This is a genomic window from Paractinoplanes deccanensis (assembly GCF_016862115.1).
GTDB classification, from domain to species: domain Bacteria; phylum Actinomycetota; class Actinomycetes; order Mycobacteriales; family Micromonosporaceae; genus Actinoplanes; species Actinoplanes deccanensis.
The window spans coordinates 17,621-32,967 of record NZ_BOMI01000023.1 but is presented as its reverse complement, the minus strand read 5'-3'; the positions used below and the strand labels follow the sequence as shown (position 1 = coordinate 32,967).

The following is a 15,347-nucleotide window of genomic DNA, read 5'->3' as shown; positions in this document are numbered from 1 at the left end:
CCGCCGGGCGCAGCGTGGGGGGCATGAACATTGCGAAACAGCGGGTGGCCGTCCTCGGCGGCACGTCGGGCATCGGGTACGCGACCGCGGCGGCGGCCGCCGAGCAGGGCGCCGAGGTGGTGGTCGTCTCCCGCGACCCGGAACGCGTCCGGCAGGCCGCCAGCCGCCTCGGCGCGACCGGCCTCGCGGCCGACCTGAGCGACCCGCCCGCCACCCTCTTCGACGAGATCGGCCCCTTCGACCACCTGGTCTACACGGCCGGCGAGGCGCTCACGCTCATGCCGGTGGCCTCGATCGACCCCGCCCGGGCCCGGGAGTTCTTCGGCGTCCGCTACTTCGGCGCGCTGGCCGCGGTCCGCGCCGCCCTGCCCCACCTGCGGCCCGGCGGCTCCATCACGCTGACCACCGGCACCGCGGGCGACCGTCCCTCGCCGGGCTGGTCGGTGGCGTCGAGCATCTGCGGCGCCATGGACTCGCTGACCCGGGCGCTGGCCGTCGAGCTCGCCCCGATCCGCGTCAACGCGGTCAAGCCGGGGGTGACCCGCTCACCCCTGTGGGGCGACGGCGAGGACGTCGAGACCTTGTACGCCACCACGGCCGCGACCGTCCCGCTCGGGCGCGTCGGCGAGGTGAGCGACGTGGCCGGCGCCTACCTGTACCTGATGGGCCAGCCCTTCACGACCGGCACGATCCTCACCGTGGACGGCGGCGCGCTGCTGGCCTGAGCGGACCACCCGGCCCGGGCGGCCCCGCAGGGCCTCGACGGCCTCGGCGGTCGCCCGGTCGGCGGGCAGCAGCACGACCAGCTGCTGGGCGTCCGGGGCGGGCAGCTCCAGCGTCTCCCTCTCCCAGCGCAGCCGGCCGGCGCGCGGATGGTCGAGCCGCAGCGGCACCCGGGGCGGCGGGACGTGCTGGTGCAGCCGCCGGGTGAACTCGGCGCCCGCGACCTCGGCGAACGAGTCGGTGAACCACTCGAAGGTGCCGGTCGAGGGGCCGAGCCACAGGTGGAAGACCTGCTCGTCGGCGACCTGGTCCCAGTCGGGGAAGGTGGCGCGGGCCCGGGCGTCGGTGAAGACGTACCGCGTGAGATTGGGCTCCTCGGCGTCGAGCAGGCCGATGTCGCGCACGACGGCGGCGAACCCGCTGGTGTGCGCGAGCACGTCGCCCATGCGGTTGGTGACGAACGCGACGCCGGGCTCGAGAAGCTCGACGACCCGGCGCACGGCCGGCCGCACGACCCGCTCCGGCGGCGCCGGCCGCGCAGGACCCGTGCACGCGCCGCCGGTGATCTTGGTGAGGTACGCCAGATGCATGCGCTCGGCGTCGTCGAGCCGGAGCGCGTCGGCGACGGCGTTGACGATCGACCGCGACGGGTTGCGGTCGCGGCCCTGCTCGATGCGGGTGAGGTATTCGACGCTGATGCCGGCCAGCGCGGCCACTTCGGACCGCCGCAGTCCCGGCGCGCGCCGCCGCCCGTGGTCGGGCAGCCCCAGATCGGCCGGGCGCGTGGCGTCACGTTTGGCGCGGATGAAGTCCCCCAGCGGCGTCCCCATGCCCCGAGCCTACGGCGGCGGGCCGGGCAACAGCGTGGCCCTGCGGGGGCCAGCCTGCGCCCGGCCTGGCCGCCGCCGCCCGCCCGGCGGATCGTCGTCGGCATGACTGAGCAGAGCAAACTCGTCGTCATCGTGGGCAGCGTCCGCGAGGGCCGCTTCGGCCCCGTCATCGCCGACTGGGTGGCCGACCACGCACGGGCACACGGCGCCTTCGACGTCGACGTCGTCGACCTGGCGGACGCCGACCTGCCGCTGACGTTGCCCGCCATGCCCCCGAAGCTCGCCGGCGACGACTATCCGCGCCCCGACGGCATGCGCGACCTCACCCGCCGGCTGGACGAGGCCGACGCGTTCATCATCGTCACGCCCGAGTACAACCACAGCTATCCCGCGTCCCTCAAGGCCCTGATCGACTGGCACTTCACCCAGTGGACGGCCAAGCCGGTGGCCTTCGTCAGCTACGGCGGCGCCGCCGGCGGCCGCCACGCGGTCCTCCACCTGGAGAACGTCCTGACCGAGCTGCACGCGGTCACCATCCGCGACGGCCTGGCCTTCCCCAGCTACTTCACCACGTGGCAGAACGGCGAGCCCCTCGACGACGCCTCGGCCGGCTACGCCAAGACCCTGCTGGAACAGCTCGCCTGGTGGTCCGAGGCCCTCCGCAAGGCGCGCGCCGCCACCCCCTACCCCGGCGGCGCGTAGCCACCCGGCCAGTTGCTCGCAGCGGCTCCACGCCATCGGGAAGACCCAGCGACACGCACCGCGATCCCACGTATCCGCGAGGCGGCTGGCTGCGCGTCAGCCGCCGCCGCTCGGTGGGATGAACGGGGCGCCCGTGATGGCTGACTCCTGGCGGGCGAGGATGTCCGGCAGCGGTGTGGTGTCGTCGTTGGTGAGGGCGACGCTGACCCAGCCGGTGTCCGGGTAGATGCTCCAGTTGGCGCCGATGCCCGGGGCCGCGCCGCCACGGCTGACCACCCACTGGCCGTTGGACAGGCTGATCGGCATCGTGTAGCCGTGGAACGACGTCGGCTCGGAGCCGGGGAGCTTGGCGCCGGCGAACAGGTCGGCGTAGGGGCGGCTCAGGAGCGTGCCGTCGCGCAGCGCCTCGGCGAAGCGGACCAGGTCGGGTGCGGTGGCGAAGCCGTCGCCCGAGGGGTTGCCGATGAAGGCGCGCCCCGGATTGCGGCCTTCGATGGGCTTGAGCACGCTGCCCTTGTCGAGGTTGCGGACGGCGTCCACCAGGCTGCCGTCGGCCTGGAGCATGTACGGGTGGGCGATGTGCGCGTCAGTGAGCCACTGGCCTCGGGTGTAGTAGGCCGAGCCGGTCATGCCGGCGGGCCGGAAGACTCGCTCGTGCACGTAGTCCCAGAAGGTCAGGCCGGACAGCGCCTCGACGATCTGCGCGGCGATGGCCAGGCCGACGCCGCCGCCGGGGCTGTGGCCGTTCGACTGGGCACCGGGAACGCCCACGAGGGTCGCCTGATGGGCCCACTGCCGCTGGTACGCGTGCACCTCCTCGCGGCTGTGGAAGACGCGGGACCAGTCCGGCATCGGGGCGTCGAGTCCGGAGGTGCCGGTGAGCAGGTGATGGATCTGCACCTGGCGGGCGATGTTCTCGGGAAAGCCGGTCAGGTGGTCGCCCACCGTGTCGGACAGCGCCAGCCTTCCCCGCTGGAGCAGCTGGAGGACGGCCACCGCCAGGAAGGGCTGGCTCGCCGAGGACAGGTTGAACGCCGTGCCCTCGCCGTTGCGGATCCCCTTCTCGCGGTCGGCCAGGCCGTAACTGCGGGACAGCACCGTGCGGCCCCGGTGCGCCAGCAGCATCACCCCGGAGAACTTGCCCTCGGCGGCCAGCTTCCGCACGTACCGGTCCAGGGCCCCGCCGGGCCGGGTCTCGGGTGGGATCCCCGAGTCGGCGCGGGCGGGAGTCGCGTGGCCGATGCCGGCCGCCGCCACGCCGGCCAGCCCGCCCCATCTGAGCAGCGCCCGCCGGTCCATTCCTGATGTCACGTCGGAGTTCATGGGTCCACTCAAGACGGACGGCGGTAGCGGCGGCGTCAGGGAGTAACTTATGCCGCCTTGACGAGCGGGCATCATGGGAGGCGTGAGCGCTTATTGGATCAACACTTTCACCGCCATCCACGACGAGGCCCGGCTCGCGCGGTACGTCGAGCTGGCCGGCCCCGCCATGCGTGCCGCGGGCGGGGTGTTCCTCGCCCGCGGCAATCCCGCGCAGGTGCTGGAGGGCTCCTCGGCTCTGCGCACCACGGTCATCCGCTTCGAGAGCGTCGACGCCGCGGTCGCCGCCTATCACAGCCCGGCCTACCAGGAGGCGCTCGCGGTGCTGGGCGACGGCGCCGAGCGGGAGATCCGCGTTCTGGAGGGGGTGGACTCCTGAGGCGCGTTCCTACTTCGCTCTTCGGGTGACCAGGCGCTGAAGGACGATGAAGGCGAACAGCAGCACGCCGATCGCCATCCGGGCCCACCACGAGTTCAGGCTCTGGAAGTTGACGATGGTGTTGATCATGCCGAGGACGAGGACGCCGAGGACCGTGCCGAGCACGTAGCCGGAGCCGCCGGTCAGCAGGACGCCGCCGATGACGACAGCGGCGATGGCGTCCAGCTCGGTGCCGGTGCCGTGGCCGGCGTACCCGGACGTGGTGGTGATGCTGTAGATCAGGCCGCCGAGGGCCGCGCAGAAGCCGCTCAGCGTGTAGACGCCGATCCTCGTGCGGCCCACCGGCAGGCCCATGAGCAGGGCCGAGTCCGCGTTGCCGCCGATGGCGTAGACGTTGCGGCCGAAGCGGCTCCAGGCCAGCACCACCGCCGCGACCGCGACCACCGCCAGCGCGACCAGGGCCATCGCGGAGATGTAGACGCCGGGCTCGAAGACGATGCGGGCCTCGGCGAGGCCGGTCCAGAAGCCGTTCGTGATCGGGATCGAGTTCTGGTCGATGAGCAGGGCCACGCCGCGGGCCAGGAACATGCCGGCGAGGGTGGCGATGAACGGCTCCACCTTGAAGAAGTGGATGACCGCGCCCATGCCGAGGCCCAGCACGCCGCCGACGAGCAGCACCGTGGGGATGACCACGCCCGCCGGCCACCCCGCCTGGAGCAGGGTCGCGGCGACCGTCGAGGTCAGCGCGATCACCGCGCCCACCGACAGGTCGATGCCGCCGGTGAGGATCACGAAGGTCATGCCGACCGCGACGACCATCAGGAACGCGTTGTCGGTGAACAGGTTGAGGATCACCGACGGGTGCGTGAAGTTCTCGTAGTTCACCGCGCCCAGGGTGTACATGACGATCAGCAGCGTGAGCGTCGCGAGCACCGGGATGTACTGGGCGTTGGGCCGGTAGGTGCGCCGGCGGCCGGCCGCCGGGCCGCTCTTGTTGGTGGCGGGCGTGGTGCTGACGTCGATCATGCCGGGACCTCCGCCCGTGCGGCCGGTCGCGCGGCGGGCCGGCGGAACAATCTGGCGCGGAAGGCGGGCGACTGCGCGAGGCAGAGCACGACGACCACGACGGCCTTGAAGACGAGGGTGGTCTCGGGCGGGATGCCCACCGCCTGGGCGGTCGTGTCGAGCGTGGCGATGAGGATCGCGCCCAGGGCGGTGCCGGCGAGCGAGAACCGGCCACCGGTCAGCGCGGTGCCGCCGATCACCACGGCGAGGATGGCGTCCAGCTCGATCAGGTTGCCGGCGTTGTTGCCGTCGGCGCTGGACACGTTCGAGCTGTAGATCAGGCCCGCGATGCCGGCGCAGGCGGCCGACACCACGTACACCATGATGGTCAGGCGCCTGGCCTGGATGCCGGCGAGCCGGCTGGCGACCGGGCTGCCGCCCACGGACTCCAGCAACAGGCCCAGGGCCGTACGCCGGGTCAGCAGCGCCGCGATCACCAGGACCGCCACGGCGATGAGCACCGAGACCGGAAGGCCCAGCACGAAGCCGGTGCCGATCACCTTGTACGGGCTGGACTGCACGTTGATGATCTGACCCGAGGTGATCAGCTGGGCCAGCCCGCGGCCGGCCACCATGAGGATCAGCGTGGCGATGATCGGCTGGATGCCGAGCACCGCGACGAGGAAGCCGTTCCAGAGGCCGAGCACCAGCGAGAGGGCGATCGCCGCGACGACCGCGAGGGTGACGCCGCCGACGCTGTTCTGGTTCGCGAGGTCCCCGATGATCAGGCAGGCCATGGCGCCCGAGACGGCCATCACCGAGCCGACCGACAGGTCGATGCCGCCGGTCGAGATGACCAGCGTCATGCCGACCGCGACCAGTACCAGGGGCGCGCTGGCCCGCAGGATGTTGATCGGCGTGCCGAACAGGTGGCCGTCCTGGATCCGGATGTCGAAGAACCCGTCCGAGAAGATCAGCGCGCAGAGCAGCAGCAGCGCGAGCATGGCGACCGGCCACACCAGCCGGTTCTTGAGAAAGGTCATGAGGTGGCTCCGCTGGCGATGATGTGCATGACGCGGTCGGCGTCGACGTCCCCGGTGTTCTCGAGCTCCTCGACGAGGCGCCGGTCGCGCAGCACCTCGATCTTGTGGCTGAGCCGGAGCACCTCCTCGAGCTCGGCGCTGACGAACAGCACGGCCATCCCGCCGGTCGACAGCTCGGCGACCAGGCGCTGGATCTCGGCCTTGGCGCCGACGTCGATGCCCCGCGTCGGCTCGTCGATGATGAGCAGCTTCGGCTCGGTGATGAGCCAGCGGGCCAGCAGCACCTTCTGCTGGTTGCCGCCGCTGAGATTCCGTACCGGGATCTCGGGATTGTCGGGGCGGATCTGCAGCGCCTTGATGTATTTGGCGACGAGATCGTCCTGCCGGCGCCGGGCGATCGGCCGGGTCCAGCCGCGGGCGGCCTGCAGCGCGAGGATGATGTTCTCGCGGACGCTCAGCTCGCCGATCAGGCCCTCGGTGCGGCGGTTCTCGGACGAGAAGGCGATGCCGTGCGCCATCGCGGCCCGCGGCGAGCGCATCGCGACCGGCTTGCCGCCCATCTCGATGTGGCCGCTGTCCGCCTTGTCGGCGCCGAAGAGCAGGCGGGCCAGCTCGGTGCGGCCGGAGCCGAGCAGGCCGGCCAGGCCGACCACCTCGCCGGCGTGGATGGCCAGGGTGAACGGCGCGATGGCGCCCTCGCGGCCCAGCCCCTCGGCGCGCAGCAGGGGCTCGCCGCGCTCGAGCTGCTCGGTGGAGTCGCGGGGGCGGCTCTCCAGCTGTTCGAGCGTCGCGAGCTCCTTGCCGATCATCTTGCCGACCAGCTCGACCTGGGGCAGCTCGCTGGTGCGGTACTCGCCGATCAGGGCGCCGTTGCGCAGCACCGTGATGCGGTCGGCCACCTCGTAGATCTGGTCGAGGAAGTGCGAGACGAACAGGATCGCCACGCCGGCGTCGCGCAGCCGCCGCATGATCGCGAAGAGCTGCGCCACTTCGGACGCGTCCAGGCTGGACGTGGGCTCGTCGAGGATGAGCACCTTGGCGTCGATGTCGATCGCGCGCGCGATGGCGACCATCTGCTGGACCGCCAGGGAGTACGTGTTGAGCGGCGCCGTGACGTCGACGTCCAGGTCGAGCCGGGCGAGCAGGTCGGCCGAGCGCCGGCGCATCTCGGCCCACCGGATGCGGCCGAAGCGGCGGGGCTGGCGCCCGATGAAGATGTTCTCCGCGACCGAGAGGTTGGCGCAGAGGTTGACCTCCTGGTAGACGGTGCTGACGCCGGCCTGCTGGGCCTGGAGCGGCCCGGTGAACCGCACGTCGCGCCCGCTCAGCCGGATCTCGCCGCCGTCGATGCCGTACACGCCGGTCAACACCTTGATCAGGGTCGACTTGCCGGCGCCGTTCTCGCCCATGAGGGCGTGGATCTCGCCGGGCAGCAGGCGGAAGTCGACGCCGTCGAGCGCGACGACGCCGGGGAAGATCTTGCGGATTCCGGTCATCTCGAGGACCGCGGGCGGCTCGCCCATCATCGGCTCCGTTTCGCTGGCGACGGGTCACCCCGGCACGTGCGCCGGGGTGACCCGCGGTCGTCAGTACTTGCGGTTCGGCAGGGCTTCCTTCGCCTGCTCCGGCGTGAAGGTGGTCTCCTCGGTGAGGATCCGGGTGGGGACCTCTTCCTTGTTATTAACCTTCTTGACCAGGTCCATCAGCTGTGGGCCGAGCAGCGGGGAGCACTCCACGATGTAGTTGATCTTGCCTTCGGAGAGCGCCGTCATGCCGTCCTTGACCGCGTCCACCGTGATGATCTTGATGTCCTGGCCGGGCTTCTTGCCGGCCGCCTCGATCGCCTCGATGGCGCCCAGGCCCATGTCGTCGTTGTGCGCGTAGAGCACGTCGATGTCCTTGACGGACTGAAGCATCGTCTCCATCGTCTGCTTGCCGCCGGTGCGCTCGAACTTGCCGGTCTGCGACGCGACGATCTTGAACTTCGGGTCGGCCTTGATGACCTCCTCGAAGCCCTCCTTGCGGTCGATCGCGGGCGCGGCGCCGGGCGTGCCCTGCAGCTCGACGATGTTGACCGGGTCGCTCTTGCCCTCGTACTCCTTGACCAGCCACTCGCCGGCCTTCTTGCCCTCCTCGACGAAGTCGGAGCCGAGGAAGGTCTTGTAGAGCGACGTGTCCTTGGAGTCGACCGCGCGGTCGGTGAGGATCACCGGGATGCCGGCGTCCTTGGCCTCCTTGAGCACCGGGTCCCAGCCCGACTCGACGACCGGCGAGAAGGCGATGACGTCGACCCGCTGGGTGATGAACGAGCGGATCGCCTTGATCTGGTTCTCCTGCTTGCCCTGGCCGTCGTTGAACTTGAGCTCGATGCCCTCCGCGGCCGCGGACTCCTGGATGGACTTGGTGTTCGCCGTGCGCCAGCCGCTCTCGGCGCCGACCTGGGCGAAGCCCAGCGTGATCTTGTCGTCGCCGGACGAGCCGGAGCCGCCGCCGTCGTCGCCGCAACCGGCCAGAGTGGAGGCGAGCAGGAGACCGCCGGCCAGGGCCGCGGAAATCTTCTTGAGCACTGGAGTCCTCCTTCGCGCCGGGCCCCTACGGGCACGACGAAATTGTTAACGTTCACGCACCAAAAGAAGGTCGTCACGCGACCGAGAACCGCGACGGAACATCGAGAGGAGAATGACGCCCCCGCCGGGCATCACGTTTCAGCAGTGTTACCGTTCTCATACGCCGCGTCAAGGCCTCGCCACCGGTTTGTTACCGGATGACTCCGCTCTGGACTTCCCATTGATGGCTATGAGATGTTCACGCTCACAAACGCGGACCCGGAGGTAGTACTTGCCATCCACCCAGCCCGCATCACACGGCGACGGGGGCCGGCCCCGGCTCACCGTCATGCGCGACGTCGCCAAGCTCGCCGGCGTCTCGCATCAGACGGTGTCGCGGGTCCTGAACAACCACCCCAACGTGCGGCAGGAGACCCGGCTGCGGGTGCTCGACGCGATGGAGTCGCTGAACTACCGGCGCAACCTCGCCGCGCGCACGCTCGTCACCCGCCAGTCGCACACGCTGGGCATCATCGGCTTCGAGACCACATTGTTCGGTCCCGCCTCCCTGCTGTACGCCATCGAGAGCGCGGCCCGCGACGCGGGCTACATGGTCAGCATCGCCTCGGTGCGCGACCTCGAACGCCGGCACGTCGTGGAGGCCGTGGACCGGCTCACCCAGCACGCGGTCGACGGCGTCATCGCCATCGCGCCGAAGCTGGCGGTCACCAACGCGCTGGCTCAGGTGCCGCCCGGGCTGCGCCGGGTGGCCGTGGGCGGCGCCGGCGAGTCGGACGCGGCCCCGGCGGTCGGCATCGACAACGCCGCCGGCGCCCGGCTCGCCACCCAGCACCTGCTCGACCTCGGCCACGCCACGGTCCATCACGCGGCCGGGCCGGCCGACTGGCCCGAGGCCCACGAGCGGATCGAGGGCTGGCGCAGCACCCTCTACGCGGCGGGCGCCGTCGTGCCGCCCGTGGAGCCGGGGTGGTGGGACGCCGAGTCCGGGTACGAGCGCGGCCGGCAGCTCGCCGCCGATCCACGCGTGACGGCGATCTTCTGCGCCAACGACCGGATCGCGCTGGGCGTGCTGCGCGCCCTGCACGAGGCGGGGCGGCGCGTGCCCGAGGACGTGAGCATCGTGGGCTTCGACGACATGCCGGACGCCGGCTACTTCCTGCCGCCGCTCACCACCGTGCGGCAGGACTTCGGCGAGCTGGGGCGGCGGGCCCTGGCGCTGCTGCTCGAGCACATGGCCGGCGACTCCGCGGCCCAGCCGCCCCACCGGATCCTGGTGATGCCGCATCTGGTGGCCCGCGCCAGCAGCGCTCCACCTCCCTAGTATCGACCGACGTACTGTGTTAGCGTTCACACCAACAGGCGGAGTCGTAGGGGAGTACGGCTCCGCCTGACCCATGTGATCGTTCCCAGTCAAAACTTAGCCCTTGCGCTAACTATCGCGGGCGCCAATACTTAGCCGCGTGGCTCAGTATTCGGCTCGGCTCGACGACGTCTTCATCGCCCTCGCGGACCCGACCCGGCGCGGTGTCATCCGCCGGCTCGGCGAGGGCCCGGCGAGCGTGGGCGACCTGGCCGCCACCTTCCCGATGACGCTGCCCTCGTTCCTCAAGCACGTGCGCACCCTCGAGGCCGCCGGCCTGATCCGCACCGCGAAGGCGGGCCGGGTGCGCACCTGCGAGCTCAACCGCGAGCGTCTCGCCGTCGTCGACGACTGGCTCGCCGAGCAGCGCCGCGTCTGGGAGGAGCGCACCGACCGTCTCGAACGCCTCGTCACAGAGGAGAACCCGCCGTGAACCCGGACCTCGACCTGACCCTGCACCGTGTCCTGCGCGCCCCGCGCGCCGCCGTCTGGACGGCGTGGACCGACCCGGCCCGCTTCGCCCGCTGGTGGATCCCGGCCCCGGCCACCTGCCGCGTCGACCGCCTCGACGTGCGCCCCGGCGGCGGCCTGGTGACGCTCATGAGCGACGACGGGGTGGCCTTCGTCCCGCACGTCGACGCGACCTTCCTGGTCGTCGACGACCGGACGCGCCTGGTCTTCACCAACGCGGTCGACAGCACCTGGCGCCCCGCCAGCCCGGCGCCGGTCGCCATGACCGCCGAGATCACCCTCGCCGACCACCCGGACGGCACCGACTACCGCGTGCTGGTGCGGCACGGCGACCCGGCCGCCCGCGCCCACCACGAGAAGCTCGGCTTCCTCGACGGCTGGGGCACGGTCACCGCCCAACTGGAGGAGGTGGCCCGATGAGGATCGTGCTCACCCAGTTCGTCACGCTCGACGGCGTCAGCCAGGGCCCCGGCTCCCCCGAGGAGGACACGACCGGCGGCTTCACCCGCGGCGGCTGGCTGGTCCCGCACATCGACGAGCACTTCGTGCGCCGGACCTCCGCCTGGCTCGACCTCGCCGACGGGCTGCTGCTGGGCCGGCGCACCTACGAGGCCTTCGCCCGCGACTGGCCGCGCATCACGGACCCGCGCGACCCTTTCACCGTACGGATGAACGCCCTGCCCAAATATGTCGTCAGCGGCACCCTGACGGAAGCCGCGTGGCAGCCGGCAACGATCCTCCGCCTGGCGGACGTGGCCGAGCTCCGGAAGCGGCCGGGCCGCGAGCTCCAGATCCACGGCAGCGCCAGCCTCGGCGCGGCGTTGCTGTCGTCCGGCCTGGTCGACTCGCTGCGGCTCGTCGTGGCCCCGGCCGTCCTCGGCTCCGGGCGGCGCCTGCTCACCCACCCGGCCACCGCCACGGGCCTGCGGCTCACCGGCCACGAGGTGACACCACGGGGCCTGCTCATGCTGACGTACGAGACCGCGGGCGACGCGCCGCGCGCCGGCTACCAGGGCGTCGCCGAGTTCTCAGCTCCCCCGGCGGGAGACCGATAGATCTGGCCATGAGGCAGACGGGCAGGACGGTGCAGGGTGGCGCGGCGTAGCCCGGCCGGGGAACAGGTGGCCGAGCTGCTGCGCACCGCCCGGCGGTCGCTCGGGCTCAGCTTCGCCTTCCTCAGCCGCATGGACGGCACCACGCAACACCTCGAGGTGGTGGAGTCCCCCCTGCCGTGGGCCCTCGGCGACGGCATCAAGCGCGCCCAGGAGACCTCGTTCTGTCAGGCGATCATGGACGGGCGGCTGCCCTCGATCATGCCCGACGTCAAGGACTTCCCGGAGGCCATGAAGCTGCCGGCCGCCCGGATGCCGCGCATCCGCAGCTTCGTCTCGGTGCCCGTGGTGCTCAGCGACGGCACGGTCTACGGCACCTTCTGCGCCGGCGGCTTCACGGCCGACAAGCGGCTCGGCGAGCGTGACAAGCCGCTGCTGGAGGTGCTCGCCCAGGCCGCCGCCGTGATCATCGAGCCGGATGTGCACCGGCGCCGCCGCAACGCCGAGCTTGAGGAGCGCTACCGGCCCCTGATCGACGCCGGTGGCCCGGCGGTGCTGCTCCAGCCGATCGTCGACCTCGCGACCGGCGCCCGGGTGGGCGCCGAGGCGCTGAGCCGCTTCCCCGCCGCCTGGAACCAGCCGCCCGACGCGTGCTTCGCCGACGCCGGCCTGATCGGCGAGCGCGACCGGCTCGAGATCCTCGCGCTGCGGTCCGCGGCGGCGCACCTGGAGCGGGTCCCCGGCTACATCGCGATGAACGTCTCCCCCGCGACGCTGCTGACCCGGGACTGCCAGGACGTGCTCGCGTCGATGCCGCTCGGCCGCGTGGTGCTGGAGCTCTCGGAGCACGACCCGGTCGAGGACTACGACGCGCTGCACGCGGTGCTGCGGCCGCTGCGCGAGCGCGGGATGCGGTTCGCGGTCGACGACGTCGGCGCGGGCTTCTCCTCGCTGCGGCACATCGTGGCCACCTCCCCGGACGTCATCAAGCTCGACCGCAGCATCGTCACCGGGATGGGCGGCGACCCGGTCCTGCCGGTGGTCGCGCGCTCGCTCGCCGACCTCGCCAAGGCGGTCGGCGCGGTCGTCGTCGCCGAGGGCGTGGAGTCGGCCGCGGACGCCGCCACGCTCGCCGGCCTCGGGATCGACCTGGGCCAGGGCTGGCTCTTCGACCGGGCGACGGCGCCCGAGGAGCTGCGCGACGCGTACCCGGTCGCCGAGGAGGTCCCCCGCGAGAGCTACCCACGATTGATCACCTCGCGGTGACGATCGACGGGGGTCGGCCTCCCTAGCGTCGTCCCCATGAGATTCCTCATCCTGATCGTCACGTTCCTCGTGGCCGACCTGCTGCTCGCGCCCCTGCTGTCCGCCGCGGCCGGAAACTGGTTCACCGGCCTGATCACCGGCTTCGCGGTCGCCGCCGCGGTGCTGCTCGCCTACCGCTACCTGGTGCGGCGGCTGGAGCACGAAGAACCGCCGCTCGCCCGCGCACGGCCGCTCGCGATGCGCGGCTTCGTCCTCGGCGTGCTGACCTTCTCCCTGGTCATCGGCGTGATCGCGGCCTTCGGCGGCTACCGGATCGCCGGGTGGGGCTCGGTCGGCGACATGCTCGGCACGTTCGGGATGATGACCGGCGTCGCGGTGCTCGAAGAAGTGCTCTTCCGCGGGGTGCTGTTCCGGCTGCTGGAACGATGGGCCGGCACGGCGGTGGCCCTCGGCGGCTCGGGCGTGCTCTTCGGCGGACTGCACCTGCTCAACCCGCACGCCACCGTCTGGGGCGCGCTCGCCATCGCCGCCGAGGCCGGGCTCATGCTCGGCGCCGCCTACGTCGCCACCCGGTCCCTCTGGCTGCCGATCGGCCTGCACCTGGGCTGGAACTTCGCCGAGTCGGGCCTGTTCGGCGCGACCGTCTCGGGCTCCGACGGCACGGTCGGCGGCCTGGTGCGCGGCGTCGCGCACGGCCCGGCCGCGATCAGCGGCGGCGAGTTCGGCCCCGAGGCGAGCGTCTTCGCGATCCTGGCCGGCCTCGTCCTGACCGTCGTCTTCCTCCGCTCCGTCGCGGCCAGGGCCACATGGTCGCCCGCTACGCTTCGCCGGTGAGGTGGTGGCGGTCGCGTCCGGCGACGGTGCGGGACGCGCTCGGCGCGCTGCTGCTGCTCGCCTTGGCGTTCGTGCCCCCGCTGACCGCCGCCGGCACCCGCCTCGGCGAGCTGCCGCACCGCCCGGCCGACCTGCCGGCGGTGCTCGCCGCCGCCGCGATGACCCTGCCGCTGACCGCCCGCCGCCGATGGCCCGCCCTGGTCATGGCGATCGTCGGCGCCGGGTTCGCGCTCCAGGAGCTGCGCGGCTACCGCAGCTTCGCGGGCGCCGGGCTGATCGTCGCCCTCTACAGCGTGGGCCTCTACCAGGAGCGGTGGCGCCGCCCGCTCGCCGCCGGCGCGCTCGTCTCGTACGTGGGACTCTGCGTGGCCCTGCACGCGGCCGGCGCCACCGCGCGGCTCCAGGACTACGTGCTCTTCCTCCTGCTGATCGCGCTGGCCGCCGTGGGCGGCGCGGTGGTGCGCAAGCGGCGGGCCGACGACCGCGAGCAGGTGCTGACCGCCGAGCGGGCCCGCATCGCCCGGGAACTGCACGACGTCGTCACCCACCACGTCACCGCGATGGTGGTGCAGGCCCACGCGACCCGGTTCGTCGCCGGCCCCGGCCCGGCCGCGGACAGCCTCGCGTCGATCGGCGACACCGGCAAGCGGGCCCTCGCCGAGCTGCGCGACCTGCTCGGCGTGCTCGACCCGGCCCGGCCCGCGCCACGCGACCGGCTTCCCGGCCTGGGCCAGGTCGGCGAGCTGGTGGAGACGACCCGGCGGGCGGGCCAGCCGGTCACCCTGTCCGAGGAGGGCACCCCGCCCGAGATGGGCGCCGGGCGCGAGCTGGCCGCCTACCGCGTGGTGCAGGAGGCGCTGACGAACGCGCTGAAGCACGCCGCCGGCCAGCCCACCGCCGTGGAGCTGGCCTATCAGCCGGACGGCGTGACGATCGCCGTCACCACCGCCCGCGCCACCGGCTCCGGCCCGGTCACCGGCTCCGGCCGCGGGCTGGCGGGCCTGCGCGAACGCGTCGAGCTCTTCGGCGGCGAGCTGACCGCCGGGCCCCGCGCGGACGGCGGCTTCGCCGTGCGCGCCCGCGTACCCCTTCCAGGAGCGACATGACGATCCAGGTGCTGGTCTGCGACGACCAGGCGGTCATCCGTACCGGCTTCGCCACCATCTTCGACTCCCAGCCCGACCTGACCGTGGTCGGCGAGGCGTCCGACGGCCGCGCGGCGGTCGACCTGGCCCGCCGGCTGCGCCCCACCGTGGTGGTGATGGACGTGCGCATGCCCGGCATGGACGGCATCGCCGCCACCGAGCTGCTGGCCGGCCCCGGCGTCCCCGAGCCGGTCAAGGTGCTGGTGGTGACGACGTTCGGCATCGACGAGTACGTCTACGAGGCCCTGCGCGCCGGGGCGAGCGGCTTCCTGCTCAAGGACGCCTCCCCCGAGCAGCTGATCGACGGCGTCCGCACGGTGGCCCGCGGCGAGGCGCTGATCGCCCCCGAGGTGACCCGCGCGCTGATCGGCCGCTACGGCGCGCGCCTGCGCCCCTCGGACCCGGCCGTCACCGCCGCGGCCCAGCTCACCCCGCGCGAGCGCGAGGTCCTGACGCTGATCGCCGAGGGCCTGTCCAACAGCGAGATCGCGGCCCGCCTGGTGATCGGGCCGGAGACCGTCAAGACGTACGTCTCGCGCATCCTCGCCAAGCTGGGCCTGCGCGACCGCGTGCAGGCGGTGGTGTACGCCTACCGCACCGGCCTGGCGCGTGCCTGAGCGGCCTATATTGACATCACCACCGGCGTACGG

The 15,347-nt window shown here is 72.4% G+C and carries 16 protein-coding genes and 1 pseudogene; 11 read left to right on the top strand and 6 right to left on the bottom strand.

Features of this window, described 5'->3' with window-relative positions; all coding sequences use genetic code 11:
* Positions 1–23 precede the first annotated feature (23 nt).
* A complete protein-coding gene (locus Ade02nite_RS07795) occupies positions 24–725 on the top strand; it encodes an SDR family oxidoreductase (protein ID WP_203760861.1) in 702 nt (233 codons plus the stop codon).
* 39 nt (positions 726–764) lie between these two features.
* Here Ade02nite_RS07795 and Ade02nite_RS07790 read toward each other — a convergent pair.
* A pseudogene (locus tag Ade02nite_RS07790) lies at positions 765–1,553 on the bottom strand (helix-turn-helix domain-containing protein); the annotation flags it as partial.
* Between the two features lie 102 nt (positions 1,554–1,655).
* Here Ade02nite_RS07790 and Ade02nite_RS07785 point away from each other — a divergent pair.
* Positions 1,656–2,255 (top strand): NADPH-dependent FMN reductase, encoded by a 600-nt coding sequence (locus Ade02nite_RS07785; RefSeq protein WP_203760860.1) that lies wholly within the window; start codon positions 1,656–1,658, stop codon positions 2,253–2,255.
* Positions 2,256–2,351: 96 nt separating this feature from the next.
* Here Ade02nite_RS07785 and Ade02nite_RS07780 read toward each other — a convergent pair whose 3' ends face one another.
* Positions 2,352–3,578 carry a serine hydrolase domain-containing protein gene (locus Ade02nite_RS07780; RefSeq protein WP_203760859.1) on the bottom strand — a complete coding sequence of 409 codons (1,227 nt, stop codon included), beginning with the start codon at positions 3,576–3,578 and terminating at the stop codon, positions 2,352–2,354.
* 82 nt (positions 3,579–3,660) lie between these two features.
* Between Ade02nite_RS07780 and Ade02nite_RS07775 the strand changes: the two genes are divergently transcribed.
* On the top strand, positions 3,661–3,954 hold the full coding sequence (locus tag Ade02nite_RS07775) for a DUF1330 domain-containing protein (RefSeq protein WP_239168606.1): 294 nt from the start codon (positions 3,661–3,663) through the stop codon (positions 3,952–3,954).
* Between the two features lie 9 nt (positions 3,955–3,963).
* Here the strand turns inward: Ade02nite_RS07775 and yjfF are convergent, their stop codons facing one another.
* The 4 genes from yjfF to Ade02nite_RS07755 form a co-directional block, all read right to left on the bottom strand.
* Positions 3,964–4,980 carry a galactofuranose ABC transporter, permease protein YjfF gene (gene yjfF, locus Ade02nite_RS07770; RefSeq protein ID WP_203760857.1) on the bottom strand — a complete coding sequence of 339 codons (1,017 nt, stop codon included), beginning with the start codon at positions 4,978–4,980 and terminating at the stop codon, positions 3,964–3,966.
* Positions 4,977–6,002 (bottom strand): ABC transporter permease, encoded by a 1,026-nt coding sequence (locus Ade02nite_RS07765; protein ID WP_203760856.1) that lies wholly within the window; start codon positions 6,000–6,002, stop codon positions 4,977–4,979. Before Ade02nite_RS07765 ends, yjfF begins: the two co-directional genes overlap by 4 nt.
* Entirely contained in the window at positions 5,999–7,525 is a 1,527-nt protein-coding gene (locus Ade02nite_RS07760; protein WP_203760855.1) for a sugar ABC transporter ATP-binding protein, read from the bottom strand. Before Ade02nite_RS07760 ends, Ade02nite_RS07765 begins: the two co-directional genes overlap by 4 nt.
* Before the next feature lie 63 nt (positions 7,526–7,588).
* On the bottom strand, positions 7,589–8,569 hold the full coding sequence (locus Ade02nite_RS07755; RefSeq protein ID WP_203760854.1) for an ABC transporter substrate-binding protein: 981 nt from the start codon (positions 8,567–8,569) through the stop codon (positions 7,589–7,591).
* A gap of 328 nt (positions 8,570–8,897) precedes the next feature.
* On the opposite strand from Ade02nite_RS07755, the gene Ade02nite_RS07750 reads away from it, so the two are divergent.
* The 8 genes from Ade02nite_RS07750 (at position 8,898) to Ade02nite_RS07715 (ending at position 15,314) form a co-directional block, all read left to right on the top strand.
* Positions 8,898–9,890, top strand: a complete 993-nt coding sequence (locus Ade02nite_RS07750) for a LacI family DNA-binding transcriptional regulator (protein ID WP_203760853.1) — start codon at positions 8,898–8,900, stop codon at positions 9,888–9,890.
* A 139-nt stretch (positions 9,891–10,029) separates the two neighbouring features.
* Positions 10,030–10,362 carry an ArsR/SmtB family transcription factor gene (locus Ade02nite_RS07745; protein ID WP_203760852.1) on the top strand — a complete coding sequence of 111 codons (333 nt, stop codon included), beginning with the start codon at positions 10,030–10,032 and terminating at the stop codon, positions 10,360–10,362.
* Entirely contained in the window at positions 10,359–10,820 is a 462-nt protein-coding gene (locus Ade02nite_RS07740; protein WP_203760851.1) for an SRPBCC domain-containing protein, read from the top strand. Before Ade02nite_RS07745 ends, Ade02nite_RS07740 begins: the two co-directional genes overlap by 4 nt.
* On the top strand, positions 10,817–11,455 hold the full coding sequence (locus tag Ade02nite_RS07735) for a dihydrofolate reductase family protein (RefSeq protein WP_203760850.1): 639 nt from the start codon (positions 10,817–10,819) through the stop codon (positions 11,453–11,455). Before Ade02nite_RS07740 ends, Ade02nite_RS07735 begins: the two co-directional genes overlap by 4 nt.
* Before the next feature lie 36 nt (positions 11,456–11,491).
* Positions 11,492–12,718 carry an EAL domain-containing protein gene (locus Ade02nite_RS07730; RefSeq protein WP_239168605.1) on the top strand — a complete coding sequence of 409 codons (1,227 nt, stop codon included), beginning with the start codon at positions 11,492–11,494 and terminating at the stop codon, positions 12,716–12,718.
* 36 nt (positions 12,719–12,754) lie between these two features.
* Positions 12,755–13,552 (top strand): CPBP family intramembrane glutamic endopeptidase, encoded by a 798-nt coding sequence (locus Ade02nite_RS07725; RefSeq protein WP_203760849.1) that lies wholly within the window; start codon positions 12,755–12,757, stop codon positions 13,550–13,552.
* Positions 13,549–14,658: a sensor histidine kinase gene (locus Ade02nite_RS07720; protein ID WP_239168604.1), complete on the top strand. Its 1,110-nt coding sequence runs from the start codon at positions 13,549–13,551 to the stop codon at positions 14,656–14,658. Before Ade02nite_RS07725 ends, Ade02nite_RS07720 begins: the two co-directional genes overlap by 4 nt.
* The gene (locus tag Ade02nite_RS07715; protein ID WP_203760847.1) at positions 14,655–15,314 is read left to right on the top strand and encodes a response regulator; all 660 of its coding nucleotides are present in this window, start codon (positions 14,655–14,657) and stop codon (positions 15,312–15,314) included. Before Ade02nite_RS07720 ends, Ade02nite_RS07715 begins: the two co-directional genes overlap by 4 nt.
* Positions 15,315–15,347 lie beyond the last annotated feature (33 nt).